The 26,835-nt window shown below is 73.9% G+C and carries 25 protein-coding genes; 14 read left to right on the forward strand and 11 right to left on the reverse strand.

The window, feature by feature from the left end; genetic code table 11:
• Nucleotides 1–76: 76 nt before the first annotated feature.
• Nucleotides 77–1,105: an LAETG motif-containing sortase-dependent surface protein gene (locus ACFWIC_RS38050; protein ID WP_380521573.1), complete on the reverse strand. Its 1,029-nt coding sequence runs from the start codon at nucleotides 1,103–1,105 to the stop codon at nucleotides 77–79.
• Between the two features lie 162 nt (nucleotides 1,106–1,267).
• On the opposite strand from ACFWIC_RS38050, the gene ACFWIC_RS38055 reads away from it, so the two are divergent.
• The 4 genes from ACFWIC_RS38055 to ACFWIC_RS38070 all read left to right on the forward strand — a co-directional run bounded on the left by ACFWIC_RS38055 (nucleotide 1,268) and on the right by ACFWIC_RS38070 (nucleotide 5,149).
• Nucleotides 1,268–2,182, forward strand: a complete 915-nt coding sequence (locus ACFWIC_RS38055; RefSeq protein ID WP_380521575.1) for a LysR family transcriptional regulator — start codon at nucleotides 1,268–1,270, stop codon at nucleotides 2,180–2,182.
• 59 nt (nucleotides 2,183–2,241) lie between these two features.
• Complete coding sequence (gene alc / locus ACFWIC_RS38060) at nucleotides 2,242–3,393, forward strand: allantoicase (RefSeq protein ID WP_380521576.1); 1,152 nt, start codon at nucleotides 2,242–2,244, stop codon at nucleotides 3,391–3,393.
• 51 nt (nucleotides 3,394–3,444) lie between these two features.
• The gene (locus ACFWIC_RS38065; RefSeq protein WP_329884678.1) at nucleotides 3,445–3,675 is read left to right on the forward strand and encodes a hypothetical protein; all 231 of its coding nucleotides are present in this window, start codon (nucleotides 3,445–3,447) and stop codon (nucleotides 3,673–3,675) included.
• A 106-nt stretch (nucleotides 3,676–3,781) separates the two neighbouring features.
• On the forward strand, nucleotides 3,782–5,149 hold the full coding sequence (locus ACFWIC_RS38070; protein ID WP_380521578.1) for an amidase: 1,368 nt from the start codon (nucleotides 3,782–3,784) through the stop codon (nucleotides 5,147–5,149).
• A gap of 114 nt (nucleotides 5,150–5,263) precedes the next feature.
• Here ACFWIC_RS38070 and ACFWIC_RS38075 read toward each other — a convergent pair whose 3' ends face one another.
• Nucleotides 5,264–5,905: a TetR/AcrR family transcriptional regulator gene (locus ACFWIC_RS38075; RefSeq protein WP_329949698.1), complete on the reverse strand. Its 642-nt coding sequence runs from the start codon at nucleotides 5,903–5,905 to the stop codon at nucleotides 5,264–5,266.
• A gap of 143 nt (nucleotides 5,906–6,048) precedes the next feature.
• Here ACFWIC_RS38075 and ACFWIC_RS38080 point away from each other — a divergent pair, with 143 nt between their 5' ends.
• The 3 genes from ACFWIC_RS38080 to ACFWIC_RS38090 all read left to right on the forward strand — a co-directional run bounded on the left by ACFWIC_RS38080 (nucleotide 6,049) and on the right by ACFWIC_RS38090 (nucleotide 8,846).
• Nucleotides 6,049–6,990 (forward strand): alpha/beta hydrolase, encoded by a 942-nt coding sequence (locus ACFWIC_RS38080; RefSeq protein ID WP_329949699.1) that lies wholly within the window; start codon nucleotides 6,049–6,051, stop codon nucleotides 6,988–6,990.
• The gene (locus ACFWIC_RS38085) at nucleotides 6,987–7,616 is read left to right on the forward strand and encodes a TIGR03086 family metal-binding protein (RefSeq protein WP_380521581.1); all 630 of its coding nucleotides are present in this window, start codon (nucleotides 6,987–6,989) and stop codon (nucleotides 7,614–7,616) included. The genes ACFWIC_RS38080 and ACFWIC_RS38085 overlap by 4 nt, the downstream gene beginning before the upstream one ends.
• A 408-nt stretch (nucleotides 7,617–8,024) precedes the next feature.
• Complete coding sequence (locus tag ACFWIC_RS38090; protein ID WP_380521583.1) at nucleotides 8,025–8,846, forward strand: integrase; 822 nt, start codon at nucleotides 8,025–8,027, stop codon at nucleotides 8,844–8,846.
• A gap of 122 nt (nucleotides 8,847–8,968) precedes the next feature.
• Here ACFWIC_RS38090 and ACFWIC_RS38095 read toward each other — a convergent pair whose 3' ends face one another.
• Nucleotides 8,969–9,913 carry a pirin family protein gene (locus ACFWIC_RS38095; protein ID WP_380521585.1) on the reverse strand — a complete coding sequence of 315 codons (945 nt, stop codon included), beginning with the start codon at nucleotides 9,911–9,913 and terminating at the stop codon, nucleotides 8,969–8,971.
• Nucleotides 9,914–10,036: 123 nt separating this feature from the next.
• Entirely contained in the window at nucleotides 10,037–10,537 is a 501-nt protein-coding gene (locus ACFWIC_RS38100) for an SseB family protein (protein WP_380354552.1), read from the reverse strand.
• Nucleotides 10,538–10,764: 227 nt separating this feature from the next.
• Between ACFWIC_RS38100 and ACFWIC_RS38105 the strand changes: the two genes are divergently transcribed.
• Nucleotides 10,765–12,594: an acyl-CoA dehydrogenase gene (locus ACFWIC_RS38105; protein WP_380354555.1), complete on the forward strand. Its 1,830-nt coding sequence runs from the start codon at nucleotides 10,765–10,767 to the stop codon at nucleotides 12,592–12,594.
• Nucleotides 12,595–12,930: 336 nt separating this feature from the next.
• Nucleotides 12,931–14,244: a M18 family aminopeptidase gene (locus ACFWIC_RS38110; RefSeq protein WP_380521587.1), complete on the forward strand. Its 1,314-nt coding sequence runs from the start codon at nucleotides 12,931–12,933 to the stop codon at nucleotides 14,242–14,244.
• Between the two features lie 125 nt (nucleotides 14,245–14,369).
• On the opposite strand, the gene ACFWIC_RS38115 is transcribed toward ACFWIC_RS38110, so the two are convergent.
• From ACFWIC_RS38115 to ACFWIC_RS38135, 5 genes are all read right to left on the reverse strand, one after another.
• Nucleotides 14,370–16,184 (reverse strand): NHL domain-containing thioredoxin family protein, encoded by a 1,815-nt coding sequence (locus tag ACFWIC_RS38115; protein ID WP_329949735.1) that lies wholly within the window; start codon nucleotides 16,182–16,184, stop codon nucleotides 14,370–14,372.
• Between the two features lie 46 nt (nucleotides 16,185–16,230).
• Nucleotides 16,231–17,073 (reverse strand): Fic family protein, encoded by an 843-nt coding sequence (locus ACFWIC_RS38120; protein WP_380354558.1) that lies wholly within the window; start codon nucleotides 17,071–17,073, stop codon nucleotides 16,231–16,233.
• 430 nt (nucleotides 17,074–17,503) lie between these two features.
• Nucleotides 17,504–18,664, reverse strand: coding sequence for an acyltransferase (locus tag ACFWIC_RS38125; protein ID WP_329884649.1), 1,161 nt, complete (start codon nucleotides 18,662–18,664; stop codon nucleotides 17,504–17,506).
• A 221-nt stretch (nucleotides 18,665–18,885) separates the two neighbouring features.
• On the reverse strand, nucleotides 18,886–20,115 hold the full coding sequence (locus ACFWIC_RS38130; protein ID WP_329884647.1) for a glutathionylspermidine synthase family protein: 1,230 nt from the start codon (nucleotides 20,113–20,115) through the stop codon (nucleotides 18,886–18,888).
• 6 nt (nucleotides 20,116–20,121) lie between these two features.
• Nucleotides 20,122–20,553, reverse strand: a complete 432-nt coding sequence (locus tag ACFWIC_RS38135) for a hypothetical protein (protein WP_329949738.1) — start codon at nucleotides 20,551–20,553, stop codon at nucleotides 20,122–20,124.
• 161 nt (nucleotides 20,554–20,714) lie between these two features.
• Here ACFWIC_RS38135 and ACFWIC_RS38140 point away from each other — a divergent pair, with 161 nt between their 5' ends.
• A complete protein-coding gene (locus tag ACFWIC_RS38140; RefSeq protein WP_329884643.1) occupies nucleotides 20,715–21,137 on the forward strand; it encodes a DUF350 domain-containing protein in 423 nt (140 codons plus the stop codon).
• A 130-nt stretch (nucleotides 21,138–21,267) separates the two neighbouring features.
• Here ACFWIC_RS38140 and ACFWIC_RS38145 read toward each other — a convergent pair whose 3' ends face one another.
• Nucleotides 21,268–21,633, reverse strand: coding sequence for a helix-turn-helix domain-containing protein (locus tag ACFWIC_RS38145; RefSeq protein WP_329949739.1), 366 nt, complete (start codon nucleotides 21,631–21,633; stop codon nucleotides 21,268–21,270).
• A gap of 98 nt (nucleotides 21,634–21,731) precedes the next feature.
• Here ACFWIC_RS38145 and ACFWIC_RS38150 point away from each other — a divergent pair, with 98 nt between their 5' ends.
• On the forward strand, nucleotides 21,732–22,628 hold the full coding sequence (locus ACFWIC_RS38150) for an NAD(P)-dependent oxidoreductase (protein WP_380521590.1): 897 nt from the start codon (nucleotides 21,732–21,734) through the stop codon (nucleotides 22,626–22,628).
• 55 nt (nucleotides 22,629–22,683) lie between these two features.
• Here ACFWIC_RS38150 and ACFWIC_RS38155 read toward each other — a convergent pair whose 3' ends face one another.
• Nucleotides 22,684–23,742: an aldo/keto reductase gene (locus tag ACFWIC_RS38155; RefSeq protein ID WP_380354570.1), complete on the reverse strand. Its 1,059-nt coding sequence runs from the start codon at nucleotides 23,740–23,742 to the stop codon at nucleotides 22,684–22,686.
• A 253-nt stretch (nucleotides 23,743–23,995) separates the two neighbouring features.
• Between ACFWIC_RS38155 and ACFWIC_RS38160 the strand changes: the two genes are divergently transcribed.
• The 3 genes from ACFWIC_RS38160 to ACFWIC_RS38170 form a co-directional block, all read left to right on the forward strand.
• The gene (locus ACFWIC_RS38160) at nucleotides 23,996–24,985 is read left to right on the forward strand and encodes a hypothetical protein (RefSeq protein WP_380521592.1); all 990 of its coding nucleotides are present in this window, start codon (nucleotides 23,996–23,998) and stop codon (nucleotides 24,983–24,985) included.
• Between the two features lie 241 nt (nucleotides 24,986–25,226).
• Nucleotides 25,227–26,192 (forward strand): NAD(P)/FAD-dependent oxidoreductase, encoded by a 966-nt coding sequence (locus ACFWIC_RS38165; RefSeq protein ID WP_380521596.1) that lies wholly within the window; start codon nucleotides 25,227–25,229, stop codon nucleotides 26,190–26,192.
• Nucleotides 26,193–26,221: 29 nt separating this feature from the next.
• The coding region (locus ACFWIC_RS38170; protein ID WP_380521594.1) for a class I SAM-dependent methyltransferase at nucleotides 26,222–26,835 on the forward strand (614 nt) is incomplete at its 3' end.

The following is a 26,835-nucleotide window of genomic DNA, read 5'->3' on the forward strand; positions in this document are numbered from 1 at the left end:
GGGTGCGCACGGCCGTGCGCACCCTTTCCCGCGTCCCCTGGAGTACCCGTCCCGGTCGCTCCGGTCGTCCCGGTCGTCAGGCGTGCGCGCCGGCCTTGCGGCGGCGCAGCACGAACAGCGTCCCGGCCCCCGCGGCGAGCACCGCGGCGCCACCGGCGGCGATCGGTAGCGTGTTGGAGCTGGAGCCGGTCTCGGCCAGGTGCGGACCGGCCGGGGTGGAGGTCTTGGGGGAGGCGGCGGCCCCGGTCGCGGTGGCCGACGGGGCGCCCGGGGCGTCGGCCACCGTGAAGTGGTCGGCGGGCTTGTGGACGCCGGAGAAGGTGACGCAGCCGTTGCCGACCGGGCTGCCGGGCACGTCCTTGGCGGGGAGGTACTCGGACCAGCCGCCGAGTTCGGCGTGGTACTTGGCGACGGGGGCCTGGGCGGTGGCGGCGATGCGGACCTGGAGGGTCAGCTTCTGGCCCTTGGCGAGCTTGTGGGTGCCGAGGTCGAGCGGGGTGGACCCGGCCAGCTCCAGCGGCTTCCAGTCACCGCCGGGGAGCTTCACCTGGCCGGTGAACGCCTCCTTGCCCCAGGTCAGGGGGTTGAGCACCGGCTCCTGCCCGATGTCGGTGACGAACAGGTAGGTGGAGAACTTCTGCAGGTCGACCGACCCGGTGTTCTCGACGGTCGCCGTCATCTCCTGGGCCGCGCCCCCCTTGGTGAGCGTGGTGCCGGCCAGGCCGGTGCCGGTGACCTTGAGGTCGACCAGCTGGTAGCCGCCGGGGCACGGGATGCTCGGCGTCGGGAGCGGCGCGGTCGGGCGGCTGGTGGGCGTCGCCGACGGGGTGGCGGAGGAACCGGGGCTCCGGGTGGTGCTCGGGGACGTGGTGGCCGACGGAGTGCCGGCGCCGGTCGGCGACGCGGAGGTGCTCGGCGTGCCGGACCCGGTCGGGGAGGCCGTGGGGGCCGTGGGGGAGGCCGTCGGCGAGGCCGTCGGCGAGGCGCTCGTGCCGGTCGTCGGGGACGGCGAGACGGCGGCGGCACCGGCGGTGGCCGCGCCGACCGTCGTGCCGAGGGACAGTGCGAGCAGCGTGGACGCAGCCAGAAGGCGGGATGAGCGCACGGTCTTTGCTCCAGGTTCGGGCGAATTCTGTACGAGTGCGGGCGATTTGACGCCTAATTCCGATGATCGGAACGTCGCAGGAGCGGCACCCTATCGACGGGTGGGCGAAGGGTTTCGGTCGGGGTGACCGAATGCGGTCGTCATGCGCCCTACCCTGGCGCGATGGGTGTGGGCGAGTGGGATCTCCGGCGGCTGAGGGTGCTGCGGGCGGTCGACGAGTGCGGGACGGTGACGGCGGCGGCCGAGCGCCTCCGCCTGTCGCCGTCGGCGGTGTCGCAGCAGGTGTCGGCGCTGGCCCGGCAGGTGGGCGCCCCGATGCTGGAGCCGTACGGGCGGCGGGTCCGGCTCACCCCGGCGGCGCGGCTGGTGCTGCGCCACGCCGACCTGGTCTTCGGCCAGTTGGAGCGGGCCGAGGCCGAACTGGCGGGCTATCTGCACGGCGAGGCGGGCGAGGTGCGGGTGGGCGCGTTCGCGACCGCGATCGGCGGGCTGCTCGTCCCGGCGGTCGTCCGATTGCGGCACGCCGCACCGGGGCTGACGGTGCGGGTGGTGGAGGCGGAGGCCGCCGAGGCGGTCCGGTTGCTGGCGGCGGGGGACGTCGACCTGGCGCTCTCGCTGGCCGTCGGGCCGGGCGGCGTCGACCCGCGGTTCGTCGGGACGGTGCTGCTGGAGGATCCGCTGGACGTGGCGCTGCCGCCCGGGCACCCGCTGGCCGGGGTCCCCGGACTGAGGCTGGCCGACCTGGCGGAGGAGCCGTGGATCTACGGCGCCGCCGGGCCGTGGCGGGAGATCACCCGTGCGGCCTGCGCGGAGGCGGGGTTCGCGCCGGAGCGGGCGCACACCGCCGCGGACTGGACGGCGATCCTGGCCATGGTGGCGGCCGGGCTCGGGGTGGCGCTGGTACCCCGGCTGGCGTCGGCGGGGCGCGGTGGCGGGGCGGCGGTCCGGGCGCTTCCGGCGGACCTGCCGGCCCGCCGGGTGGTCGCCGTCGTCCGGGCCGGGACGGAGCGGACGCCACCGCTCCGGCGGGTGCTGGCGGAGCTGGCGGCGGTGGCGGCGACCGTTCAGGTGGAGTGAACGGTTTGCTCAGTTCTTTGTGATGGACCTGACCGGTCGGGCGGGGCGAAGGTGGGTCCATGACCGCCGACGCGCACGATCCCGCCGCTACCCCTGGCGCCTCCGCCCCGGCCTTCTCCGACGCCGGAGCCGGTGCCTCCTCCGATGCCCTCTCCGACGCGGCCGCCCCGCCGTACGCGGGCGGCAATCCCTACGCCGACTACCGCTCCGCCGAGTTCGGGTTCACCGGGCTGACCGACCTCGCCGACCGCCGGCTCGGCGGCGCGGTGATCGCCGCCAACGACGAGCTGTTCGCCGAACGGGAGAACCTGCTGCTGCCCGGGCCGGCCGAGTTCCGCCCGCACACCTTCGGCAACAAGGGCCAGATCATGGACGGTTGGGAGACCCGCCGGCGGCGCGGCACCGGCGCCGCCCGTCCGCACCCGACCGACGAGGACCGCGACTGGGCGCTGATCCGGCTGGGCGTCCCGGGCGTCGTGCACGGCGTTGTCGTGGACACCGCGCACTTCCGCGGCAACCACCCGCGGCAGATCGGCGTCGAGGGCGCCGAACTCCCCGGCACCCCGGGCCCGGAGGAGCTGCTGGACCCGGCCACCGCCTGGCACCCGCTGGTCCCCCGCTCGCCGGTGCGCGGCCACGCCGCCAACGGCTTCGCGGTCGCGGACCGCCGCCGCTTCACCCACCTGCGGCTGAGCCAGTACCCGGACGGCGGCATCGCCCGGTTCCGGGTGCACGGCGAGGCCCGCCCCGACCGGACCTGGCTGTCCGCGCTCGGCACCTTCGACCTGGCCGCGATCGAGAACGGCGGCGCCGTCGAGGACGCCTCGGACCGCTTCTTCTCCGCCCCGGTGAGCCTGGCCCTGCCCGGCAAGTCCCGCGCGATGGGCGACGGTTGGGAGAACCGGCGACGCCGCGACGACGGCCACGACTGGGTGCGGCTGCGGCTCGCGGGCCGGGGGGCCGTCCGGGCGGTGGAGATCGACACCGGCTACTACGTCGGCAACGCGGCCGGCTGGGCCGCGCTGTACGGGCGGGACGACCGCGCGGCCGACCCGGAGGAGTGGTTCGAACTGGTGCCGCGCACCCGGCTGCAGCCCGACGCCGTCCACCGGCTGGTGCTCGACGCGCCGCGCCCGGCCACCCATGTCCGGCTGGACGTCTTCCCGGACGGCGGGATCGCCCGGTTGCGGCTGTACGGCGGCCTGGTCTGACCCCCTCGCCCCCCGGTTGCCGGGGCCGCGGAGCCGCCGGACGATGGGGGCATGATGCACCAGATGCGTGCCGAGTACGGCGACGGCGGCGAGTCCGGCGGGGTGCGGCTCTGGCACATGGTCCGCGGGACCGACAGCGTGGCGATGTGCGGCCGCGAGCTGGACGCGGGAGCAGCCGCCCGGGAGGCGGTGGACTGGGGGCACACCCCCGAGCTCTGCTGCCACACCTGTGGCGCCTACTTCCTGCGCGAGGCGCCCTACCTGGGGTCCGAACACCCGTAGCGACCGCCCCGTGAACGGCGGCGAACGCCCTGGTCGGCGGGCGGGTGACGGTCCTGCCCCGGCACGGGTGGTCCGGCCGGCGCGGGCCGGGGCTACCGTGGTCGGCATGGAGGAGTCCCTGGTCCGGCCGCGGTCGCTGACCCGCGAGGCCGCCGCACTGCGGGCCGGAGTGCCCACCCTGGCCGTCCACGTCGACCGGCTGGTCGCCCGGATCGAGCAGGTCGACCCCCTGATCCACGCCTTCGTGTCCGAACCCGGCCGCCCGGACCGGCTGCACGCCGAGGCCCGCGCGCTCGCCGCCCGGTACCCGGACCGGGCGGCCGCGCCGCCGCTGTACGGGGTGGCCGTCGGGGTCAAGGACATCGTGCACGTGGACGGCCTGCCCACCCACGCGGGGTCCGCGCTGCCGCCGGGCGTGCTGGCCGGTCCGCAGGCCACCGTGGTGGACCGGCTGCGGGCGGCGGGCGCGCTGGTGGCGGGCAAGACGGTCACCGCCGAGTTCGCGGCCAGTGCGCCCGGACCGACCCGCAATCCGCACCATCCCGGGCACACCCCGGGAGGGTCCAGCAGCGGGTCGGCGGCGGCGGTCGCGGCGGGGCTGGTGCCGCTGGCGATCGGCACCCAGACGGTCGGTTCGGTGATCAGGCCGGCCGCCTACTGCGGGGTGGTGGGCTTCCGGCCGACGTACGGGCGGATCCCGATCGACGGGGTGATCCCGAACGCGCCGAGCTTCGACACCCTGGGCCTGTTCACCGCCGATCTGGCGGGTGTCGCGCTGGCCGCGCCACTGCTCTGCGACGACTGGGCCGGCCGGCGCGACCCGGGCGACCCGGCCGGACCGGGAGGCTTCGAGGGCCGGGACGGCCCGGGCCGGACGGCCGACGACGGGCCCGTCGTCGGCGTCCCGGTCGGGCGCTACCTGGAACGGGCCCGCCCGGAGGCGCTGAAGGCGTTCCGGGAGCAACTGGACCGTTTGAGCGCCCGGGGACTGACGGTCCGCCGGCTCGACCTGCTGCCCGACTTCGACGAGCTCGTCCGGCAGTTGCAGGTCATCAACCGGTTCGAACTGGCCGCGAGCCACGCCGACTGGTTCACCCGGTTCGGGGGCCTCTACCGCCCCGAGACCGCGGCGGGCATCCGGCACGGCCGGACGGTCGATCCCGGCGACCGGGAGGCGGCGCTGCAGGCCCGGGAGCGCTTCCGCGACCGGCTCACCGAGCAGCGGCGCCGGGCCGGGGTGGACCTGCTGATCGCTCCCTCGGCGACCGGTCCGGCCCCGTCGGGCCTGGACAGCACGGGCGACGCGGTGATGTCGCTGCCGTGGAGCTACGCCGGCCTGCCCGCGCTCAGCCTGCCCGCCGGGGTGACGGCGGAGGGCCTGCCGCTGGGGCTCCAGGTGATCGGCGAGGCGTGGGCGGACGAGCGACTGCTCGCCCAGGCGGCCGTGCTGGAGCGGGTGTTGGACGGCGCCTGACGGATCGTCGGGCTGCCGGGCTGCCGGGCTGCCGGTCGGTCGTTCGTTCGGTCGGGCGGGTCGCGGCCCGGCGGGTGCGGGGCGCCGGCGCCGGGCCGGGCCGGGCCGGAGGCGTCAGGCCAGGGCGGGTGCGTCCGGGTCGGTGGCGTCGGCCCGCAGCCGGTGCAGGACGGCGCGTCCGGCCCGGTCGTACGGGGTGCCGTCGTCGAAGAGCAGCGCCTGCGAGTTGGCGCTCTCCATCAGGGCGATCAGGGTGAAGGTGATGTCCTCCGGGTCGGCCCCGGCGCGGAGTTCGCCGGTGGTCCGGGCCTCCGCCACCAGGCCGAGGACGGTCGCGCGCCACTCGTGCCAGCTGGCGGCGATGGCGTCGCGCAGCGGTCCGGGGCGGGCGTCGAACTCGGCGGTGACCTCGTAGAAGAAGCAGCCGCCGGGGAAGACCCGGGTCCGTGAGTAGGCCAGCCAGGAGTCGCAGAGCCGCCGGACCTTGCCGAGGCCGGGGGCGTCCCGGACGACCGGTTCGAGCACCGCGTCCGCGAAGATCCGCCGGGCGGCGCGGATCGTGGCCAGCTGGAGCTCCTCCTTGGAGCCGAAGCCGGCGAACACCCCGCTCTTGCTGAGGCCGAGATCGGTGGCGAGCCGACCGATCGACAGCGAGTCCAGTCCCTCGACGGAGGCGATCTCGACGGCGCGCCGCAGCACCGCCCGCCGGGTCTCCTCCCCGCGCAGGACCCGTCCGTCCGTGGTCGATCCGGCCACCGTTCACCTCAGTTCTCGTCCGGTTCCCGTGCCGCCAGGGTATCGGGGTCGAGCCGCCGGGATCCCAAGAAAAAGCACGAACGGTCGTGCTAATATCTTGGCAAGTTCGGCCCCTGCCCCTCGGCATCGACAGGGAGACCCTCGTGGACCCGGCCGTCGCACTGATCCGTACCACCCTGAACGCCGCCTCGAAGGCCGCGCCGCGGCTCGCCGGCCGGGCCGCGTTCGAGCTGTACCGCCACCCCGTCCGGCGCGGCCGGGTCCGCACCCGCGAACGCGAGGTGCACGACCGGGCCGTCACCGAGACGCTCACCGTCGGCGGCGAGCGCGTCGTCGTCCACCGCTGGGGCGACGGTGCCCGGCCGGTCCTGCTGCTGCACGGCTGGCAGTCCCGTGCCTCCCGGTTCGCCGACTTCGTCCCCCGGCTGAACGCGCTCGGCCTCACCCCGATCGCCTTCGACGCCCCCGGGCACGGCGACTCCGGCGGTCGCACGACCACCGTGCCGGGCTACCGCGACATCGCGCTCCGGCTCCAGGAGCGGTACGGCGACTTCGAGGCGGTGGTCGCGCACTCGCTGGGCGTCAACGCGGCCTTCCTGGCGCTGCGCAGCGGCCTGCGGGCCGGCCGGCTGGTCGCCGTCGCGGGGGTCGCCGAGGTCTCCTACCTGCCTGCCGCGTTCTGCGCCCGGCTCGGCCTGAACGCCACCGTGGAAGCGGAGGTGGGGCGCCGGGTGGAGAGCGGTGCGATGTTCCCCGGGGTGACGGACGTCGCGGCCCACTTCGACGCCGCCCGGAACCCCGAGGAGATCGGCCTGCCGATCCTGGTGGCGCACGACGAGGACGACGACGTGGTGCCGTTCGGGCACGCCCGCCGGCTGGCGGCCGCCTACGGGGACCGGCTGGAACTGCTGGTCACCCGGGGGCTCGGCCACCGCCGGATCCTCACCGAGCCCGCCGTGATCGACAACGTGGTGGGCTTCCTGACGGCCGGGCACGGGTCGCAGACCGGCGGCGCCCCCGACGTCGCCAGCGCCTCCGACGCAGGCCGTGCCTCCGGGGCCGGACACCAGCGGGGAGCGGCATGAGTCTGCTCGAACTGCACACCCGCTCACTGGAGTTGGCGGCCGACCTGGTCGACACCGTCCAGCCGGAGCAACTGGTGCTCCCGACGCCCTGCACCGGCTGGTCGCTCCGCCGGCTGCTGGACCACGTGGTCGGCCAGCACCGGGGCTTCGCCGCCGCCGCCCGCGGCGCCGGGCCCGACCTGGCGCTCTGGCGGGACGTCCCGGTCGACGGCGACCCGGCAGGTGCCTTCCGGCGGTCGGCGGCGCAGCTGACGGCGGCGTTCACCGGGGCGTCCGCCGCTCCGGGCGGGTCCGTGCTCTGGCTGCCGGAGATCCGCGACGGCGGCCCGCTCCCGCTGGACCTGGCCGTCGGCTTCCACCTGCTGGACACGCTGGTGCACGCCTGGGACGTGGCGGCGGCCCTGGGGCCCTCCACCGCGTCCGGGATCGTGACCGCGGTGGAGGCCGAACCGCCACTCGTGGGGGCGCTGCTGGCGGTGGCCGAGGCCGTCCCGGCGGCTCCGGCGAACCGGGGGCCCGGCCGGGCCTTCGACGTGGTCGGGTCGCCGGACGCCGCCGCCGGGCCGTTCGCCCGGGCGCTCGTCCTGCTCGGCCGCGACCCGGCCTGGTCGACGCCCGAGCGGTGACGCCACGGACGCCGGGGCCAGGGGCCAGGGGCCCGGCGTCCGTGGCGGGGCCTGCCGGCCGCCCCGTGCGGCCTACCGGGCGTCGCGCTTCTCGTCCGGGAACCGCGGCCCGCCGATCAGAAACAGCAGTGCGGCGGTCGGAAAGCCGATCGAGGCGGCCGCCAGCACGATGAACTCCCAGAACATCCGTCGCTCCCAACCTTCGCCCCGCGCCCTCGGCCGTGCCGTCGTCGGCGCCGGAGACGGCATCCCTCGAAGGAGATCCCAAACCGGACCGGCCCTGATCGGCCGAATTGTCCACTCGTTATCCGACGGTATGGCCGAATTACCCCCACGGCCACCGGGCGGCGCGCCGTGGCAAGCGCAGGGGTCTGGGCGCACGCCCCGGTCGGACGCCACACTGTCGGGATGCAGGTACAGCTGGCAGGGGAAGCACGGCGGCCGGACCGCGAGAGCGAGGACTTCGCGGCCGCCACGTCGGAGGCGCTGGTGCTGCTCGACGGTTCGAGCTCGCCGACCGGTCTGGAGTCCGGGTGCCGCCACGGCACCGCCTGGTACGTCCGCAGGCTCGGGGTGCACCTGCTGGCCAGGCTCACCGACCGGGCGGACCGCTCGATCGCCGAGTGCCTGTCCGACGCCATCGCGGAGACGGCCGCGCTGCACGGCGGCCGGTGCGACCTCGCCCACCCCAACACGCCCGCCGCGATGGTGGTCGCGGCCCGGAGACACGGCAGCGCGCTGGAGTACCTGGTGCTCGGGGACTCGCTGCTGGTGCTGGAGCCGAAGGACGGCCCGCCGCGGGTGATCGGGGACAACCAGCGCTTCCCCGGCGGCGAGGAGCTGCGCCGGCAGGTCTGGTCGACGGTGCCCGGGTCGGCCGAGCGCGCCGCGCTCCACCTGGAGTACGTGCGGGCGGTGCGGGCCGTCCGGAACTCGGGCCGCGGCCCGTGGATCGCGGCCGCGAGTCCGAAGGCGGCCGCGCACGCCGAGACCGGGTTCGTCCCGCTGGCCGCGCTGCGCGCGGTGGCCGCCCTGAGCGACGGTGCCTCGCGGTTCACCGAGCGTTTCGGCCTGGGGAGCTGGGGCGACGCGCTGCGGCTGCTGGCCGAGTCGGGCCCCGCCGAGCTGATCGCCCAGGTCCGCGCGGTGGAGCGGACGGACGAGTGCTGCGAGCGCTGGCCGCGCGGCAAGACGCACGACGACGCCGCGGCCCTCTACGCGCTGCTCTAGCCGGAGCCGGCAGCGGGTACGGGACCGCGGCGTCGTCGTGCGTCGGCGCAGGCCCGCCCCGGCCGTCCCCGACGTGCGGGGCCGGCCGGGTCGCGCCGGGTCGCGCCGGGTCAGCGGCCGGGTCAGTCGGTCGGGTGACCGAACGAACCGGACTGGAAGTCCCGCATCGCCTGCTCCAGCTCGCGGTGGCTGTTCATCACGAACGGCCCGTACCAGGCGACCGGCTCGCGGATCGGCTGCCCGCCCAGGATGATCACGTCCAGGTTGGGGTGCCGGGAGTCCTGCACGGCGTCGGCGGAGACGGTGAGGGTCTCACCGTCGCCGAACACCGCCGCCTGGCCGGTGCGGATCGGCCGGCCCTCGGCGCCGACCTTGCCGTCGCCGTTGAGCACGTAGGCGAGCGCGTTGAAGTCCTGCCGCCACGGGATGGTGACCTGCGCGCCCGGGGTGACGGTGGCGTGCAGCAGGGTGATCGGGGTGTGGGTGGAGCCCGGGCCCCGGTGGCCGTCCAGCTCGCCGGCTATCAGGCGGAGGATCGCGCCGCCGTCCGGGGTGGAGAGCAGCTTGACGTGGCCGCCGTGGATGTCCTGGTACCGGGGTGCGGTCATCTTGTCGGACGCCGGGAGGTTCACCCAGAGCTGGATGCCGTGGAACAGGCCGCCGGACAGCACCAGGGACTCGGGCGGGGTCTCGATGTGCAGGATGCCGGAGCCGGCCGTCATCCACTGGGTGTCACCGCCGCCGAGGTGGCCGCCTCCGCCGTGGGAGTCCTTGTGGATGAACTCGCCGTCGATCAGGTAGGTGACCGTCTCGAAGCCGCGGTGCGGGTGCCACGGGGTGCCCTTCGGCTCCCCGGCGGCGTACTCCACCTCGCCCATCTGGTCCATCATGATGAAGGGGTCGAGGTACTTGGTATTGACCTTCGCGAACGCGCGGCGGACCGGGAAGCCCTCGCCCTCGTAGCCTTCGGGGGCGGTGACCACCGAGAGGACGGGACGGGCGACGGCGGGGTCAGGGGTGGCGACGCGCGGGAGGATCAACGGGTTGTCGACGGTCACGGCGGGCATGTCGGCCTCCTTCGGGGTTTCCTCTGGCCTACGTCCACGAGATTAGTTCAATTCTCAACAAGAGGCAAGTTGAATTTTGAACCATTTGGTCGGGGCGGAGCCGCGGCCTCCCGCGCGCCCCTCCTAGCCGTACATCCGGCGCATGGTGAAGTCGACCATCTGTTCGACCGCCTTGGCGTCGAACACCATCCGGTGCTCGCCCTCCATGTCCAGTGCGAAGCCGTACCCCGTCGGCAGCAGGTCCAGGACCTCGGCGCCGGTGACGGTGAAGTGCTTGGAGTCCTTGCCGGCGTACCGGCGCAGCTCCTTCAGCGAGCTGAACATCGGGATCACCGGCGTCGGCGTGTTGTGCAGCGCCAGGAAGCCGGGCCGCTCGCCGCGCGGACAGTGCACCTTGGAGGTGATGAAGATGGCCTGGAAGTCCTCCACCGCCATCGAGCCGGTGGTGAAGGCCCGGACGGCGTCCGCGAGTGAGGGCGGCGACGGTTCCGGGTAGAGGGACTGCTGTGCGCCCGGCGGCTGCTCGCCGTACGGGCCGGGGCCGGGCATGCCGTTCATGCCCGGCTGCGGCCCCGCCTGCTGGTAGGGATCGCCCGGGTATGCGTTCTGGTCATAGCCGTACACACGGACAGGCTATCGGGAGCGCGGCCACCCGTGCGGGCGCCGATCCTGACAAGGAGTGGTCGGTCCGGGTTGTGGGACGTGACCACGTTCATAGCGAATTCCTCCGAGGATTCCCCGGTGAGGGCTTGAAACAAGTTACCGCCGGGTAGCATCATGATGCGTACTGGTGGGTACGGGGCGCCCGAACGCGGCGGTCTCCCGGAAGCGACGAACCGGAGAAAACGGCGATGGGTCACTACAAGTCCAACCTGCGGGACGTGGAGTTCAACCTCTTCGAGGTGTTCGGCCGCGAGCAGGTGTACGGCACCGGACCGTTCGCGGACATGGACGTCGAGACCGCGAAGAACATCCTGAGCGAGATCGCGCGCCTCGCCGAGAACGACCTCGCCGCGTCCTTCACCGACACCGACCGCAACCCGCCGGTCTTCGACCCGGAGACCAGCACCGCGCCGATCCCGGCCGCGTTCAAGAAGAGCTACCAGGCCTTCATGGACGCCGAGTGGTGGCGCCTGGGCATCCCGGAGTCGATCGGCGGCCAGGTCACGCCGAACTCGCTGATCTGGGCGTTCGCCGAGCAGATCCTCGGCTCGAACCCGGCCATCTGGATGTACTCCTCCGGCCCGGCCTTCGCCGGCGTCATCGCCGAGGAGGGCACCCCGGAGCAGCTGGAGGTCGCCAAGCGGATGACCGACCGCCTCTGGGGCTCCACCATGGTCCTCACCGAGCCCGACGCGGGTTCGGACGTGGGCGCCGGCCGCACCAAGGCGATCAAGCAGGAGGACGGCTCCTGGCACATCGAGGGTGTGAAGCGCTTCATCACCTCGGGCGAGCACGACATGTCCGAGAACATCATCCACCTGGTGCTGGCCCGCCCCGAGGGCGGCAAGCCGGGCACCAAGGGCCTGGGCCTCTTCATCGTCCCGAAGTTCGACTTCGACTGGGAGACCGGCGAGCTCGGCGAGCGCAACGGCGTCTACGCCACCAACGTCGAGCACAAGATGGGCCTCAAGGCCTCCAACACCTGCGAGATGACCTTCGGCGCCAAGCACCCGGCCAAGGGCTGGCTGCTCGGCGAGACCGTCGACGGCATCCGCCAGATGTTCAAGATCATCGAGTTCGCGCGCATGATGGTCGGCACGAAGGCCATCGCCACCCTCTCCACCGGCTACCTGAACGCCCTGGAGTACGCCAAGGAGCGCGTGCAGGGCGCGGACATCTCGCAGTTCCTGGACAAGACCGCCCCGCGCGTCACCATCACCCACCACCCGGACGTGCGCCGTTCGCTGCTCACCCAGAAGGCGTACGCCGAGGGCATGCGCGCCCTGGTGCTCTTCACCGCGTCCACCCAGGACGACATGGCCGCCGCCCGCCTGCGCGGCGAGCACGACGAGGCCGCCGAGCGCCTCAACGACCTGCTCCTCCCGATCGTCAAGGGTTACGGCTCGGAGAAGTCCTACGAGCAGCTCGCCCAGTCCCTGCAGACCTTCGGCGGCTCCGGCTACCTGCAGGAGTACCCGATCGAGCAGTACATCCGGGACGCCAAGATCGACACCCTCTACGAGGGCACCACGGCCATCCAGGGCCAGGACTTCTTCTTCCGCAAGATCGTCAAGGACGGCGGCCAGGCGCTCACCGCCCTGTCCGAGCAGATCCAGAAGTTCCTCGCCTCGGCCGAGGGCGGCGACGCCCTGGCCACCGAGCGCGAGCTGCTCGCCAAGGCCGCCGGCGACCTGGAGGCCATCATCGGCAAGCTCCTCGCCGACCTCTCCTCGGTCGAGCAGGACGTCAAGAACATGTACAAGGTGGGCCTCAACACGACCCGCCTGCTGATGGTCTCCGGCGACGTCGTGGTCGGCTGGCTGCTGCTCCGCCAGGCCGCGGTGGCCCTGGCCAAGCTGGAGGCCGGTGCCCCGGAGAAGGACGTCGCCTTCTACCAGGGCAAGGTCGCGGGGGCCCGCTTCTTCGCGAAGAACATCCTGCCGACCGTCACCCCGCAGCGCCTGATCGCCGAGGGCATCGACAACGAGATCATGGACCTCCCGGAGGAGGCGTTCTGACGCCGCCCGCACTGACCGCCTGACCCCACCCTCACGCCGAAGGGCCCGGTGCACCCCGGGCCCTTCGGCGTACCCGGTTCCGGCGGGGCGGCCCCGGCGGGGCGTGCGCGGAGGCGGACGATAGCCTGACGCCGAGCCATCGGGGCGGGCGTCAACTCCCCTGCGGCGGCGGGACCCGCCGGGTCCGGACTTCCGTCCGGCCGTCAGTTCACGGTTGCGTCAGCGTTCTGCATCCGTTGGGCTGCTCCGAGTGTCATGTCCGTGTACGGGCATATGCTCAAGGTGCGAAGCCGTTCCCCCATTTCGGCTCCGGCCCTCCCTCGACCCAGGAGCAGCATGTCGACCGCCGCCCGCCAGGCCTTCTTCGACCGGACGCACACCGATGACCTGATCGCCTTTCTCGGAACCTCGCCGTCGCCCTACCACGCGGTCGCGAGCGCTGCCGAGCGACTGGAGAAAGCGGGTTTCCGGCAGGTCCTGGAAACGGACGCCTGGGACGCGACGACCGGGGGCCGGTACGTGGTCCGGGGCGGCGCGCTGATCGCCTGGTACGTCCCGCACGGCGCTGGCCCGGAGACACCGTTCCGGATCGTGGGCACCCACACCGACTCGCCGAACCTGAGGGTCAAGCCGATCCCCGACACGGGTTCGGCGGGCTGGCGCCAGGTCGCGGTGGAGATCTACGGCGGAGTGCCGCTCAACACCTGGCTCGACCGGGACCTCGGCCTCTCCGGCCGGCTCACCCTGCGTGACGGCAGCAAGCGGCTGGTCCAGCTGGACGAGCCGCTGCTGCGCGTGCCGCAGCTGGCGATCCACCTGGACCGGCAGGTCAACGAGGGCATGAAGCTGGACAAGCAGCGTCACCTCACCCCGATCTGGGGCCTCGGGCCGGTCGACGAGGGCTCGCTGATCGAGTACGTCGCCCGGCGGGCCGGGGTCGAGGCGGCCGACGTGGTCGGCTGGGACCTCATGACGCACGACGTCCAGCCCGCCTCCTACCTGGGCCGGGACCGCGAGCTGCTGGCCGGTCCGCGGCTGGACAACCTCCTCTCGGTGCACGCCGCCGCCGTGGCACTGGCCGCCGTCGCCACCGCGGCCGAGACGGACGGCGTCGATCTGCCCTACATCCCGGTGCTGGCCGCGTTCGACCACGAGGAGACCGGCAGCGAGTCGGACACCGGCGCGCAGAGCCCGCTGCTCGGCAACGTGCTGGAGCGCACCGTGTACGCGCGCGGCGGCGGCGTGGAGGACCGTGCCCGGGCGCTGGCCGGCACCGTCTGCCTCTCCTCCGACATGGGGCACGCCGTCCACCCGAACTACAGCGAGCGGCACGAGCCGGGTCACCACCCGATGCCGAACGCCGGGCCGATCCTCAAGGTCAACGTCAACAACCGGTACGCGACGGACGGCGTCGGCCGGGCCGTCTTCGCGGCGGCCTGCGAGAGGGCCGGCGTGCCGTGGCAGACCTTCGTCTCCAACAACGCCATGCCCTGCGGTACGACGATCGGCCCGATCACAGCAGCCCGGCTCGGCATCCAGACCGTGGACTGCGGCATCGCCGCGCTCTCCATGCACTCGGCACGCGAACTGTGCGGGGCGGACGACCCGTACCTTCTGGCCGGCGCGATCAAGGCCTTCCTGGAGGGCTGACGCGCCACAGCACGACGGCACAGCACGACGGCGCCGCACGACGGCGCCGCACACGGAAGGGGCCCGGCGGATTCGCCGGGCCCCTTCCGCAGGTCGGGCCCCTCGGGCCCCGGTCGGGCCGGTGCCTACTCCAGGCCCGCCAGCACCAACGGCAGCCGGCGCGCGCCGTCGGCGCCGAGCGTCACCGGCACACCCCAGTCCTGCTGGTGGACGTGGCAGGCCGGGTACTCGACCGCGGGGTCGTCGTCGCAGGACGCCGCCATCGCCGAGACGTGCAGCACGCCCTCGGTCACCCGGTCGGAGAGGACCAGCTCGCGGGAGAGCGCGGTGTCCGCGCCCGCGCCGGAGACCAGCAGCTCGGGCGGGGTCGCGCTGACCAGCAGCCGGGTGGAGGGGCCGTACCGCTCGTCCAGCTTCTGGCCGGTGGGCGCCGAGAAGACCACGTCCAGCCGGAACGCGCCCGGTGCGACCTCGGTGGCGGCCCGCCGGGTGCGGTGCGCGACCGCGTCCACCTGGACGGCCTCCTCGGGCAGCCGCAGCCTGGTCAGCCGGTGCCGGGCCGACTCGATCACCACGATGTCGCCGTCGACCAGGACGGCGCCGGACGGCTCGCGCAGGTCGGTGGCGAGCGTGGTGACCTCGCCGCTCGCCGGGTCGAAGCGGCGCAGCGCGTGGTTGTAGGTGTCGCTGACGGCAACCGAGCCGTCCGGCAGCACGGTGACGCCCAGCGGGTGCTGGAGCAGTGCCTGCCCGGCCGCGCCGTCCCGGTGCCCGAAGTCGAACAGGCCGGTGCCGACGGCGGATTGCACGGTCTTGGTTTCACGTGAAACCCAGCGCAGCGCCGAGGTCTCCGAATCGGCGACCCAGAGCCGCTCGCCGTCCGCCGAGACGGCCAGCCCGGACGGCTGGGCGAACCAGGCCTCGGCGGCCGGTCCGTCGACCAGGCCCTCGTTGGTGGTGCCCGCCGCGACGCCCACCGTGGCGGTGGCCGGGTCGTACGACCAGAGCTGGTGGACGCCGGCCATGGCGATCCACACCCGGCCGTCGAACCAAGCGACGTCCCACGGCGAGGAGAGGTCCACCTCACGGGCAGGACCGTCGGTCGCGGACCCCTGCCACCACTGCTTCCCGGTGCCCGCCAGGGTGGTCACCCCGCCGTCCGAGAGCCGGACGCCGCGCAGCGCGTGGTTGACGGTGTCGGCCACGATCACGTCGTACGCGGAGCCGGCCGGCAGCAGCGCCAGTCCCTGCGGCTCGCTGAACCGGGGTGCGGTGCCGTCCACCAGCCCGCGCACGCCGTCGCCGATCCGGCGGACCACGGTCTCGCCGTCCGCCTCCAGCTCGACCAGCGAGTGGTGGCCGGAGTCCGCCACCAGGAAGTGGCCGTTCGGGAGCAGGACCGCCTTGCCGGGGAACCGGAGGTCCCCGGCGGTCGGCTCGGGCGCCACGTACGGGCCGTCGCCGCGCCGCAGCGTCCCCTTCGCCGCATGCTCCGCCTCCAGCTCCTCGACCAGCCGCGCGATGGCGTGCGCGTGCCCCTCGCCGGCGTGCTGGGCGACGACGTACCCCTCGGGGTCGATGACCACCAGCGTGGGCCAGGCACGCACCGCGTACTGCTTCCAGGTGACGAGCGCCGGGTCGTCCAGCACCGGGTGGTGCACCTCGTACCGGGCGACGGCGTCGACCACGGCCCGGTGGTCGGCCTCGTGCACGAACTTGGGGGAGTGCACGCCGACGATCACCACGGTGTCGCGGTGCTTCTCCTCCAGCTCGCGCAGCTCGTCCAGGACGTGCAGACAGTTGACGCAGCAGAAAGTCCAGAAATCCAGGATGGTGATCTTGCCCCGGAAATCGGCGAGGGTGAGTTCCTTGCCGCCGGTGTTGAGCCATCCACCGGCGCCGACCAGTTCGGGGGCGCGGACACGTGCACGAGAAGCCATGCCCCAATCAAACATCACGGGCGGTGTCCGCATTCCGGAGCAGGGTTCATGCCGTGGAGCGGGGCCTGCGCTGATGCTTGGCGGCCTTGTAGGCATCGACGGACTTGCGTGACGAACGCCAGACTCCGTCGGTGCCCTGTGCGGCGTTCAGGCGGCCGCGCTGAGCCGCCTGCCGGAGCGCGGCGAGGGACAGCTCTTCGTCGACGAGCGCGGCGAGCGGGACCATCCTGGCCGGGCCGGCCACGTTGGGGACGATGAAGCGGTTGAGATTGTCTTCCATTGCTCTGGCGATCAGCTCGCCGAGGGTGCCGCAGTCTCCTGCGTCCGCCCTGCGCAGCGCGGTCAGGTACGCGTCCCGCTGCCGCTTGAAGATGATGATCGGCGGGTACCCGAGGCGGACGAGGACGAGGTTCATGACCAGTCGCCCGGTGCGGCCGTTGCCGTCGAGGAACGGATGGATCCGTTCGAACCGGTTGTGGATGCGGGCCAGTTCCTCGGGGAGCGGGCGGTCGGTGTCCGAACCCTTCTCGACCATCTGGCCGAGAGCGCAGACCTCGGCGACCCACTGCTCGACCTGCGCGGGCACCAGCGGCCAGCGAGGCGGCGTCATCCCCTCGGCGAAGGGGGCGATGTCGTGTTCGCGGAAGTTGCCGGGTCCTTCGCGGTCGCCCGCCTCCGGATGGGATGCGACGTTCCAGACCGGGGTCATCGCGGCGTGGTGGATATGGCGAATCTCGCCGAGGGTCACGAGACGGCCATCGTGCCAGGCGTCGGGTTCGAGTGCCTGGCCGTAGACCCAGCGGGCGGCGTCGGCGTATCCCTGGACCTCGTTGTACTCGCTGAGCGGCTTTGCTCCGACGGCTCGCCCTCGGTCCAGGAGCGCTTGCACTTCACGCAGGACCAGCGTGTTGCCTTCGAGCGCGGTGGAGTGGTGTGCTTCCTGGTGCCAGATGTCGTCCCAGATCTCCCGCGCTTCTCTGGGGTTGGGGAGTCCGCCGAAGCGCTCGTTCAGCTAGGTCAGCGCGCCGGCGAGTCGGTTGTAGACGGTACTGCGGCTGGGCCTGCCTCGTCCGGCCAAGGTCGCTCTCCCCAGAGTTGATACATGCCATGAGTGGCTAATTGAACTAATCAACTTTAGGAGCCGCCGAAGGCTTGACCCGTTCATGTAGGCCCTGTGGCGGAGAGATCCCGGCGGAGGCGGAAATCCAGGGCTGTGGTCCTGCTCCGGAAGGCGGCGAGGGCGTCCGCGCCGACTCTGCCGTGCCGTCCGCTCCACGGACGGGGTGGGCGGGGGTGGAGCGGACGGGGGTGGGCGGGGGCTACCGGGGGCCGCCGGCGAGGGCCGGGTCGGTCCGGGGCTCGGCCTTCGGCGCGGTGCCGGTACCGGTACCCGCCTCCACGGCCGGGTCGGCCGGGCCCTTGCGGGCGGCGCGGGCGTCGAACCACTTGATCAGGCGGCGGCCGACCTCGATCATCGGCGTCTCCACGCGGCGGTGCAGCGCGTCGGCGGCGAACAGGGCGACCAGGCAGGCGGCCGTCGCGAACAGCGGGGACTGCCCGGAGATCCACGGCGCCAGGGTGACGGCGACGGGCACGGCCGTGGCCTGGAGCAGGTACAGCCCGTAGGAGCGTTCGCCGACGAAGACGAGCGGGCGCAGCGAGAGCACCCAGCGGCCCGGGCCGGGAGCCATCAGGGTGGGCAGCAGGAGCGCGACGCCGACGCCGTACAGGAACACGGTGGGCCGTTCGTCACCGAAGTGGGCCGTGATGTCGGGGATGTGCTGGTGCAGGACGACGAATCCGGCCCCGGCGACCACGCCCACCACCGGGTGGGTGAGCGGACTCAGCAGGGCGAAGCCCAGGCGGTGGTGCAGCACGACGGCGAGCAGGGCGCCGGTGAGCAGCACCGAGTAGTGGATGCCCATCCCCTCCCAGGTCGTGTTGTACGGGATCAGGACGAGCACGATGGCGGCCACGGCGAGGGGCGTGCGGAGCTTCTCGGAGATCAGGCCGACCAGGATCAGCGCGAGCGGCCAGACCAGGTAGAACTTCTGCTCGATGCCGATGGTCCAGGTGTGCAGGTACGGGGTGTCGCCGGCCAGCTGGTACTCGTTCATGAAGCCGAGGAAGTGCGGCAGGTGGTTCATCAGGACGTTCCAGCTGTACCCGGACCGGTAGACCGCGAGCATGGTGATCAGCAGCCCGACGTAGTACAGCGGCACGATCCGGAATATTCGCCGGATGTAGAAGTTCCGCAGCGAGATCCGCCCGGTCCGGTCCTTCTCACGCAGCATCAGGGTCGTGATGAGGAAGCCGGAGAGGACGAAGAAGGTGTGGACGCCGATCCAGCCGGAGAGGAACTTCGACTGCGGGCCGCCGTAGTGGAAGAAGACCACGATCACGGCGGCGATCGCGCGCAGGCCGTCCAGTGCGTCGAACCTCCTCATGGCGAGGAACTCGGCGTGGGTCAGTCTGCGCATGGCGGGTCTCCGGGACGGTATGGGCAGGGTCGGTGCGGGGAGGGCGGTACGAGGGGCGTACGGGGTGGTGCGGGGCGCGTCGGGGCAGGTGCCGTCGGCGCGGCACCCGGGAGGGCCCGCTCGATCGGGGCACCCGACATCATGACCGACCGTGCCCGTTCTTGACCATCCTGTGCCGGGCGTGAAGGTTCCGTGTACCGAGGGCCGCCGACGGGCCCGTCCTAGACGATGACGTGCGGGAGGAAGCGGGCGCCCTGGTGGGTGATCGGGCTGTCGTCGGTCTCGCGGATCCCGAGGCCCGCCGACTCGCCGTCCACCACCCAGGTGCCGAGCACCGGGCGGTTGCCGTCGAAGTCGGGCAGCGGGTGCAACTGCTGGTAGCAGTGGCCCTCGGCGCCGTAGCGGTCCGGGTCGCCGGCCCACTCGGCGAGGCGGGTCTCGCGGCCGCCCGGTTCGACGATCCGCACGCCGGCGCCCTCGCGGCCGAGCAGCGGCTTGGCCGCGTAACCGGGCCCGTCCGGGTCGGCGAGTTCGCGCGGGCCGTCCAGGTAGGCGGGCAGCAGGTTGGGGTGGCCCGGGAACAGCTCCCAGAGCACGGCCAGCAGCGCCTTGTTGGAGAGCAGCATCTTCCAGGCCGGCTCGATCCACAGCGTGGAGCCGGTGGAGCCGCCGTGGTCGATGACGTCCAGCAGCTGGGGGCCGAACTCGTCGGAGGCCAGCCACTCCCACGGGTAGAGCTTGAACGCGGCGCGGACGAAGCGGTGTTCGAGATCGACGAAGCGGCCCGAGAGAGGATCCCAGCCGATGTCCTCCATGGCGATGCCGACGGTCTCGATGCCGGCCTGCTCGGCGCACTCCTGGAGGTAGAGGGTCGTCATCCAGTCCTCGCCCTCGGTGTCGCCGCGCGAGTGCGCGAAGTGCACCGGGCCGGGTGGCAGCAGGTGCTTCTGCCGGGTCCAGGAGGCCACCAGCCGCTCGTGCAGCGAGTTCCACTGGTCGGCGCCCGGGAACCGCTCCTCCATCCAGAACCACTGCGGGCCGGCCGCCTCGATCAGCGAGGTCGGGGTGTCGGCGTTGTACTCGAAGAGCTTCGCCGGCCCGGTGCCGTCGTACGCGAGGTCGAACCGCCCGTAGAGGGCGGGCTGTTCGTCGCGCCGGCGCCAGGACTCGGCGACCGCGGCGGCCAGCCGGGGGTCGGTGATGCCGTAGTCGGCGAACCGGCCGGTGCGGACCACGTGGTCGGCGGCGGCCAGGCACAGTTCGTGCAGCTCCTCGACGACCTCCTCCAGCGCCTCCACCTCGGGCAGCGAGAACTCGTAGTACGCGGACTCGTCCCAGTAGGCGTGCGGGCCGCCCTGGTTGCAGGGGTCGGAGCACATGGCGTAGATCAGGCCCTGGCTCTCCACGGTGGCCAGCCAGTCCGGGCGCGGGGTGACGGTGCGGCGGCGCACGGCGGATCAGCCCCCGCCCGAACCGCTGGAGCCCGACGGGCAGCCGAAGCCGCCGCGCTTGGTGGCGGCCTTGTCGAACGTGCCGCCGAGGGCGGTCGCGGAGCCGGAGCCGCAGTAGTACCAGCGGCCCGCGGTGGCGGTGCCGGTGCCGGTGCAGGCGTGCCGGTCCAGCACCTTGAGGGTGCCGGGGTCGACGCAGCGGCTCGGCGGGTTGCTGCCGGAGGAGGACGAGCAGCCGGACAGGGCCAGAGCGAGCGTGCCGACCATGCCGAGGGTGACGAAGCCCGAGCGGCGGCGCCCGGCCGGCGCCACGGCGGAGGGCGTGGTGGCCGGCTCCGCGACGGCGGGGGGCGGGGCGGCGTCCGGGGTCCCGGCGTCCGGAATCCGGGCGGGTGCGTCCGGTCTCGGAGCGGGGGCGGCGGGCAGGGACTGCGTCATGGCGCCCGATGGTACGCGCGGTGCCGGATGTTACGGGAGGGGGGCCCGTTCCCCGGCCGCGGCCGGGTCCGATGGGATATCTTTTGCCGATCCTTGACCGTGGGACCGCGCCGGACGGCGGTCGGCCCAGCGACACACGTGCAACCGGGGGACGGACATCCATGAACGACATCCTGAACGGTCTCGGCGCGGCTGCCGCATTCGGCGGGGTCGGCGTGGTGCTGCTGCTCCTCGGCATCCTCCTGGTGGACCTCCTGACGCCGGGCAAGCTCGGCCGGCAGATCTGGGTGGAGCGCAACCGCAACGCCGCCGTGCTGCTCAGCTCGGCGCTGCTCGGCATCGGCGGCATCGTCTTCACCGCGATCCTCTACACGTACGAGGACTTCGGGAAGGGCCTGGCCTCGACGATCAGCTTCGGCGTGCTGGGCCTGGTGCTGATGGCCGTCGCGTTCTGGGTGGTGGACGTGCTGACGCCGGGCAAGCTCGGCGCGATCCTGGTCGACCCGGAGCCCCACCCGGCGGTCTGGGTGACCGCCAGTTGCAACCTCGCGGTGGCGGCGATCGTGTCGGCCTCGATCGCCTGACGTCCGCCTGACTGCTTGCCCGTCCGTGCGCCGGTCCTGACGGCCGCCCCTCCGATGTGACCGCCCGTTCGTCCCGAGTGGGCGGGCGGCGCGGGCACGCCCGGGCGCGCGGGCTCCCGGGCGCGTGCCCTCAGGCCGGCAGCGGGCCCGGCACGGCGTGCGGGTCGGCGCCCAGGACGTGCTCGCGCCCCCAGGCGCCGAGCGGGGCCAGCGCCTCGTTGAGCCGTTCCCCGACCGCCGTCAGCGAGTACTCGACCCGCGGCGGCACCTCGTCGTACGACTCGCGGTGCACGACACCGTCCGTCTCCAGCTCGCGCAGGTGGGCGGCGAGCACCTTCTCGGTGATCCCCGGTACCCGGCGGCGCAGCTCGCCGAACCGGCAGTCCGGCCGCTCGGCCAGCGCCCAGAGGATCAGGACCTTCCACTTGCCGCCGATCACGTCCATCGCGGCGTCGATCCCGCACACGTACGCGCCGGGCCTCGGTACGGTCGCCATGCCCCCACCTCTCCGACCTGTTCGCTCACCCCAGGGTAACCACCCACTTCGAAGTGCGTACTTGAGCGTTCCGGCGCCCGGGGGCGAGCCTGACCGGCATGACAGAGAACGCAGCCGACACCGTTTCGACGACCCCCGTCACCCTGCTCGGCCTCGGCGCGATGGGCACCGCGCTGGCCGACGCCTGGCTCGCCGCAGGGTACCCGCTGACCGTCTGGAACCGCACCGCCGCCCGCGCCGAACCGCTCGCCGCCCGGGGCGCAGCGGTGGCCTCCACCGCTGCCGCGGCGGTCGCCGCCAACCGGCTGGTGGTGGTCTGCCTGCTCGACGACGCCTCGGTCGAGGAGGCGCTCGCCGACGCCGACCTGACGGGCAAGGACGTCGTCAACCTGGTCACCGGCACGCCCGGTGAGGCCCGGGCCCGGGCCGCCTGGGCCGCCGGTCGCGGCGCCCGGTACCTGGACGGCGGGATCATGGCCGTCCCGCCGATGATCGGCGTCCCCGCGGCCGGGCCGTACGTCTTCTACAGCGGCTCGCGCGCGCTGTTCGAGGACCACCGGGAGGTCCTGGCCGCCCCGGCGGGCACCGACTACGTCGGCGAGGACGCCGGGCTCGCCGCGCTGCACGACGTGGCGCTGCTGAGCGCGATGTACGGCATGTTCGCCGGCGTCGCGCACGCCTTCGCGCTGGTCCGGTCCGAGTCCGTCGCCCCGGGCGGGTTCGCGCCGCTGCTCACGTCGTGGCTCACCGCCATGACCGGTTCGGTGGCGGCGACCGCCGCGCAGCTGGAGGCCGGCGACTACACCCGGGGCGTCGTCTCGAACCTCGCCATGCAGGTGGCCGGGGTGCCGACCTTCCTGCGCACCGCCGAGGAGCAGGGCGTCAGCCCGGAGCTGCTGACGCCCTACTTCGCCCTGATGCAGCGGCGACTGGCCGAGGACGGCCGGAACGGCGGCGAGGACCTCACCGGCGTGATCGACCTGCTGCGGCGGTAGTGGCGGGCCCGGCCGGCGCGGCGGGCGCGCTGGGCGTGGCGGGCGTGGCGGCGGGTCAGCCCGCCGCCGGGCGGTCGGTGGCCGGGCGGCGGCGGAGGGCCGGGTCGGTGAGGGCGGGCGGTCGCCAGACGCCGTCCGGGTGGTAGAGGTCGGTGCCTGGTGGGACGACGGCGTCGATCCGGTCGAGGGCGGCGTCGTCCAGCACGAGGTCGGCGCCCTTGAGGGCCGACTCCAGCTGGCCGAGGGTGCGCGGGCCGATGATCACCGAGGTGACCGCCGGGTGCGCGAGCGGGAAGGCGATGGCCAGCTCCGGCAGGGTGCGGCCGAGGCCCTCCGCGACGGCGGTCAGCTCCTCGACGGCGTCCAGCTTGGCCGCGTTGACCGGGAGCGACGGGTCGAACCGGGCCGGGGTGAGGGCGGCGCGGCCGGTGCTCAGGTCGATCGGCCGGCCCTTGCGGTAGCGGCCGGTGAGGAAGCCCGACGCGAGCGGGGACCAGGTCAGCGCGCCCATGCCGAGCCGTCGCACGGTCGGCAGGACGTGCCGCTCGACGCCGCGGGCGAGCAGCGAGTACGGCGGCTGCTCGGTCCGGAAGCGGGGCAGGCCGCGCCGCTCGGACACGTGGTGGGCCTCGACGATCTCCTCGGCGGGGAAGGTCGAGCAGCCGAAGGCGCGGATCTTGCCGGCCCGGACCAGGTCGCCGAGGGCGGAGAGGGTCTCCTCGACGTCGGTGCGGTGGTCGGGCCGGTGCACCTGGTAGAGGTCGATCCGGTCGGTGCGCAGCCGGCGCAGGCTCTCCTCGACCTCCCGGACGATCCACCGCCGGGAGTTGCCGCCCCGGTTGCGGCCCTCGCCCATCGGGAAGTGCACCTTGGTGGCGAGGACGACGTCGTCGCGGTCGCCCCGGGCCTGCAGGGCCTTGCCCACGATCTCCTCGGACTCGCCGCCGGAGTACATGTCGGCGGTGTCGACGAAGTTGATGCCCGCGTCGAGGGCGGTGTGGATGATCCGGGCGCAGTCGTCGTGGTCGGGGTTGCCGACCGCGCCGAACATCATGGTGCCGAGGCAGTAGGTGCTCACCTCGATGCCGGTGCCGCCGAGGATGCGGTAGCGCATGGTTCTCGTCCCCCTGGTGACGGGTGGTGGTGCGTGCGTCGGGAACGGCGGTGCCGCCCGTTCCGCCCGGCGCCCTCGGTGCCGACGCTACGGGCTGGAGCGCGCTCCAGGGCAAGGGACGGGCGCGCGTCGGGGACGGCGCGGCGAGGGCGGAGCGTGGCGGCGCCGCCGGTGGCGGGCTCCCCCGGTGGGGGGAGCGGGTTCGTCCGGGCGGGGGAGGTCCGGGCCGGGGGGCCGGTGCGAGCGTGAGGGCATGGCGACGACGAGCGGGTGGACGACGCGGCGGGGGCCGGCGAGGTGGGTCACCGACGGGCGGGCCGCGGCCGGGTGGGGCGTCGCGTACACGGCGCTCGGTGTCGGCTGCGCGGTGAGCGGGACGGCGCTGTTCGGTGCCGGCTGGGTGGGGTGGGCGGTGGCGGCGGTCGGCCTGGCCGCGGCGGTGACCGGCGCGGCGGTGGCCGTGTCCGGGCCGCGTCCGGTGCTGCGGACGGCCCTCTGGGTACTCTGCGCATCGGCGGGGGCGGGGGCGTTCAGCCTGCTGATGGACGTGGTCACGCTGCTCTTCGGCCAGGGTGTGGACAGCGTGCCGGGTGCGGCGCAGCACGTGCTCGCGGCGCTCGGGGCGGTGCTGCTCGCGGGGACGGCGCGGGCCGGGGCGGCGGCTCCGTCGTCGCGGGGCGTCCCGTCGGGGCCTGCCGCGGTTGGGCAGGCAGCGCCCCCGGTGGTCCAACTGGCGGCCTGGGCCGGGACCGTGGCATTCCTCCCGTACGTCGTGATGAAGCTGACCTGGGCGTTCGGCGGTACCTTCGCCGGGGTGAGCGGCGCCGCGATGCGGGCCGCGTCCGAACGCAACGGTGCCTCCGGGCTCTGGCTGGCCCTGGAGTCCTGGGGCCTGGATCCGACCGCGCTGCTGGCGGCGCTCGGGGTGTTCCTGCTGTGGGGCCTGGTCCGGCCCTGGGGGCAGGTCTTCCCGCGCTGGACCCTGCTGCTGAGCGGCCGTCGTGTGCCCCGTCCCCTGCCGCTCCTCCCCGCCCTGCTGGGAGCCGGGACGCTCGCGCCGTACGGCGTGGTCGGCGTGGGGTACGCCGCACTCGCCACGGCGGGCGTGGTCGAGGTCCGGGCCGGGGACTTCCCGACGGCGGGTGACGCCCTGCTGGTCTGCTGGATCGGCCTGGGCGCCTTCGCGGTCTACGGGGCGGCGCTGGCGGTGGCCGCCCGCGACTACTGGCGGCGCACGCGCTGAGCGCCCCGGCGCCTGTTGCGGAAACGGCAACCAAAGTTGCCCGGCGGGCATCGTTCACCGCAGCCTGGCGGTGGAGGTGATCGCCGTGAGCGACCAGCAGATCAGTCCGGGGGCGGAGAGCCGCCGGGACCGGACCGACCGTGCCGACGGGACCGACGGGACCGACCGTACGGACGGCTTCGAGGGCTTCGCGGGAGCCGACGCCGTCGGTGCCGGGGGCCGTGACCCGGGAGACTACGACGTGGTGGTGGTCGGCGCGGGCGCGGCCGGCCTGAACGCCGCGCTGGTGCTGACCCGGGCGCGCCGCCGGGTCGCCGTGGTGGACACCGGCCGACCGCGCAACGCGCCCGCCGCCCACATGCGGGGCTTCTTCTCCCGGGACGGGATGTCCCCGGCCGCGCTGCTGGCGGTCGGCCGCGAGGAGGTCGAGGGGTACGGGGGCGACCTCCTCGATGCCCGGGTGGACCGCGTCGAGCCGGTCCCGGGCGTCCGCCACGGCGCCGGCGCCCCGTTCGCGGGCTTCCTCGTCCACCTGGCCGGCGGCCGGGTGCTGCGGGCCCGCCGGGTGGTCGTCGCCACCGGCCTGCGCGACGGACTGCCGGATCTGCCCGGCCTGGCCGAGCGGTGGGGCCGCGACGTGCTGCACTGCCCGTACTGCCACGGCTACGAGGTCCGTGACCGGCCGCTCGGCGTCCTGGGCACCCACCCGGGCTCGGTGCACCAGGCGCTGCTCGTCCGGCAGTGGTCGGCCGACGTGGTGTTCTTCCCGCAGGCCGTGGAGCTCTCCGACGCCGACCGGGCCCGGCTCGACGCCCGGGGCGTGCGCGTCGTCGAGGGTCCGGTCGCGCGGGTGGTCGTCGAGGACGACCGGCTGCGCGGCGTCGAACTCGCCGACGGCCGGGCGGTGCCCCGCGAGGCGGTCTTCCTCTTCCCGCAGATGGTGCCCCGGGACGCGCTGCTGTCGGACCTCGGCTGCGAGCGGGACGCCCAGGGCTGGGTGACCACCGACGCCGCGGGCCGCACCGGCGTGCCGGGCGTCTGGGCGGTGGGCAACGTCGCCGACCCGCGGGCCCAGGTGGTGACCGCCGCCGGGGCGGGGGCGGCGGCCGCGTTCGCGATCAACCACGACCTGGTGGACGAGGACGTCGAGCGGGCACTCGCCGCCGTCCCGGTCCCGACCACCGCCATCGCCGCTGTACCGCAGTGAAGCCGACCACCGACGGAACGGAGTACGCCATGCCGCACGACCACTCCCACCAGGACCCCGGGCACCGGGAAGGGAACAGCCGGGTCCACGGTCCCGCCGACACCCCCACTCCCACTCCCACTCCCACCCACGGCCACGGCCACGGCCACCACCAGGGCCCCGGAACGGACTTCGACTGGGACGCCCTCGCCGCCCACCTGGAGCGCGAGGCCGAACTTCGGGCCCCCGCCGTCACCGAGGCCGCGCGCTGGCTCCGCGGGCTGCTGGACGGTGTCGCGGTCGACCGGGTGCTCGACGTCGGCAGCGGCCCCGGGGTGATCGCCGGCCTGCTCGCGGACGCCTTCCCGTCCGCCGAGGTGGTCGCCGTCGACCAGTCCGCCGCCCTGCTGGACCGCGCCCGGGCCCGCTCGGCCGGTCGGATCACCACCCAACAGGCCGACCTGCCCGACGACTTCACCGCCCTGGGCGCCGCCGACCTGATCTGGTCCGCCAACGCGATCCACCACCTGGGCGACCAGCAGGCCGCGTTGACCGCCCTGGCCGGGGCGCTGCGCCCGGGCGGTCTGCTGGCCGTGGTCGAACGCGGTCTGCCCGCGCGCTTCCTCCCCCGCGACCTCGGGCTCGGCCGCCCGGGCCTCCAGGC

This window comes from Kitasatospora sp. NPDC127035 (assembly GCF_042726075.1).
In the GTDB taxonomy this organism is placed as follows: Bacteria; Actinomycetota; Actinomycetes; order Streptomycetales; family Streptomycetaceae; genus Kitasatospora.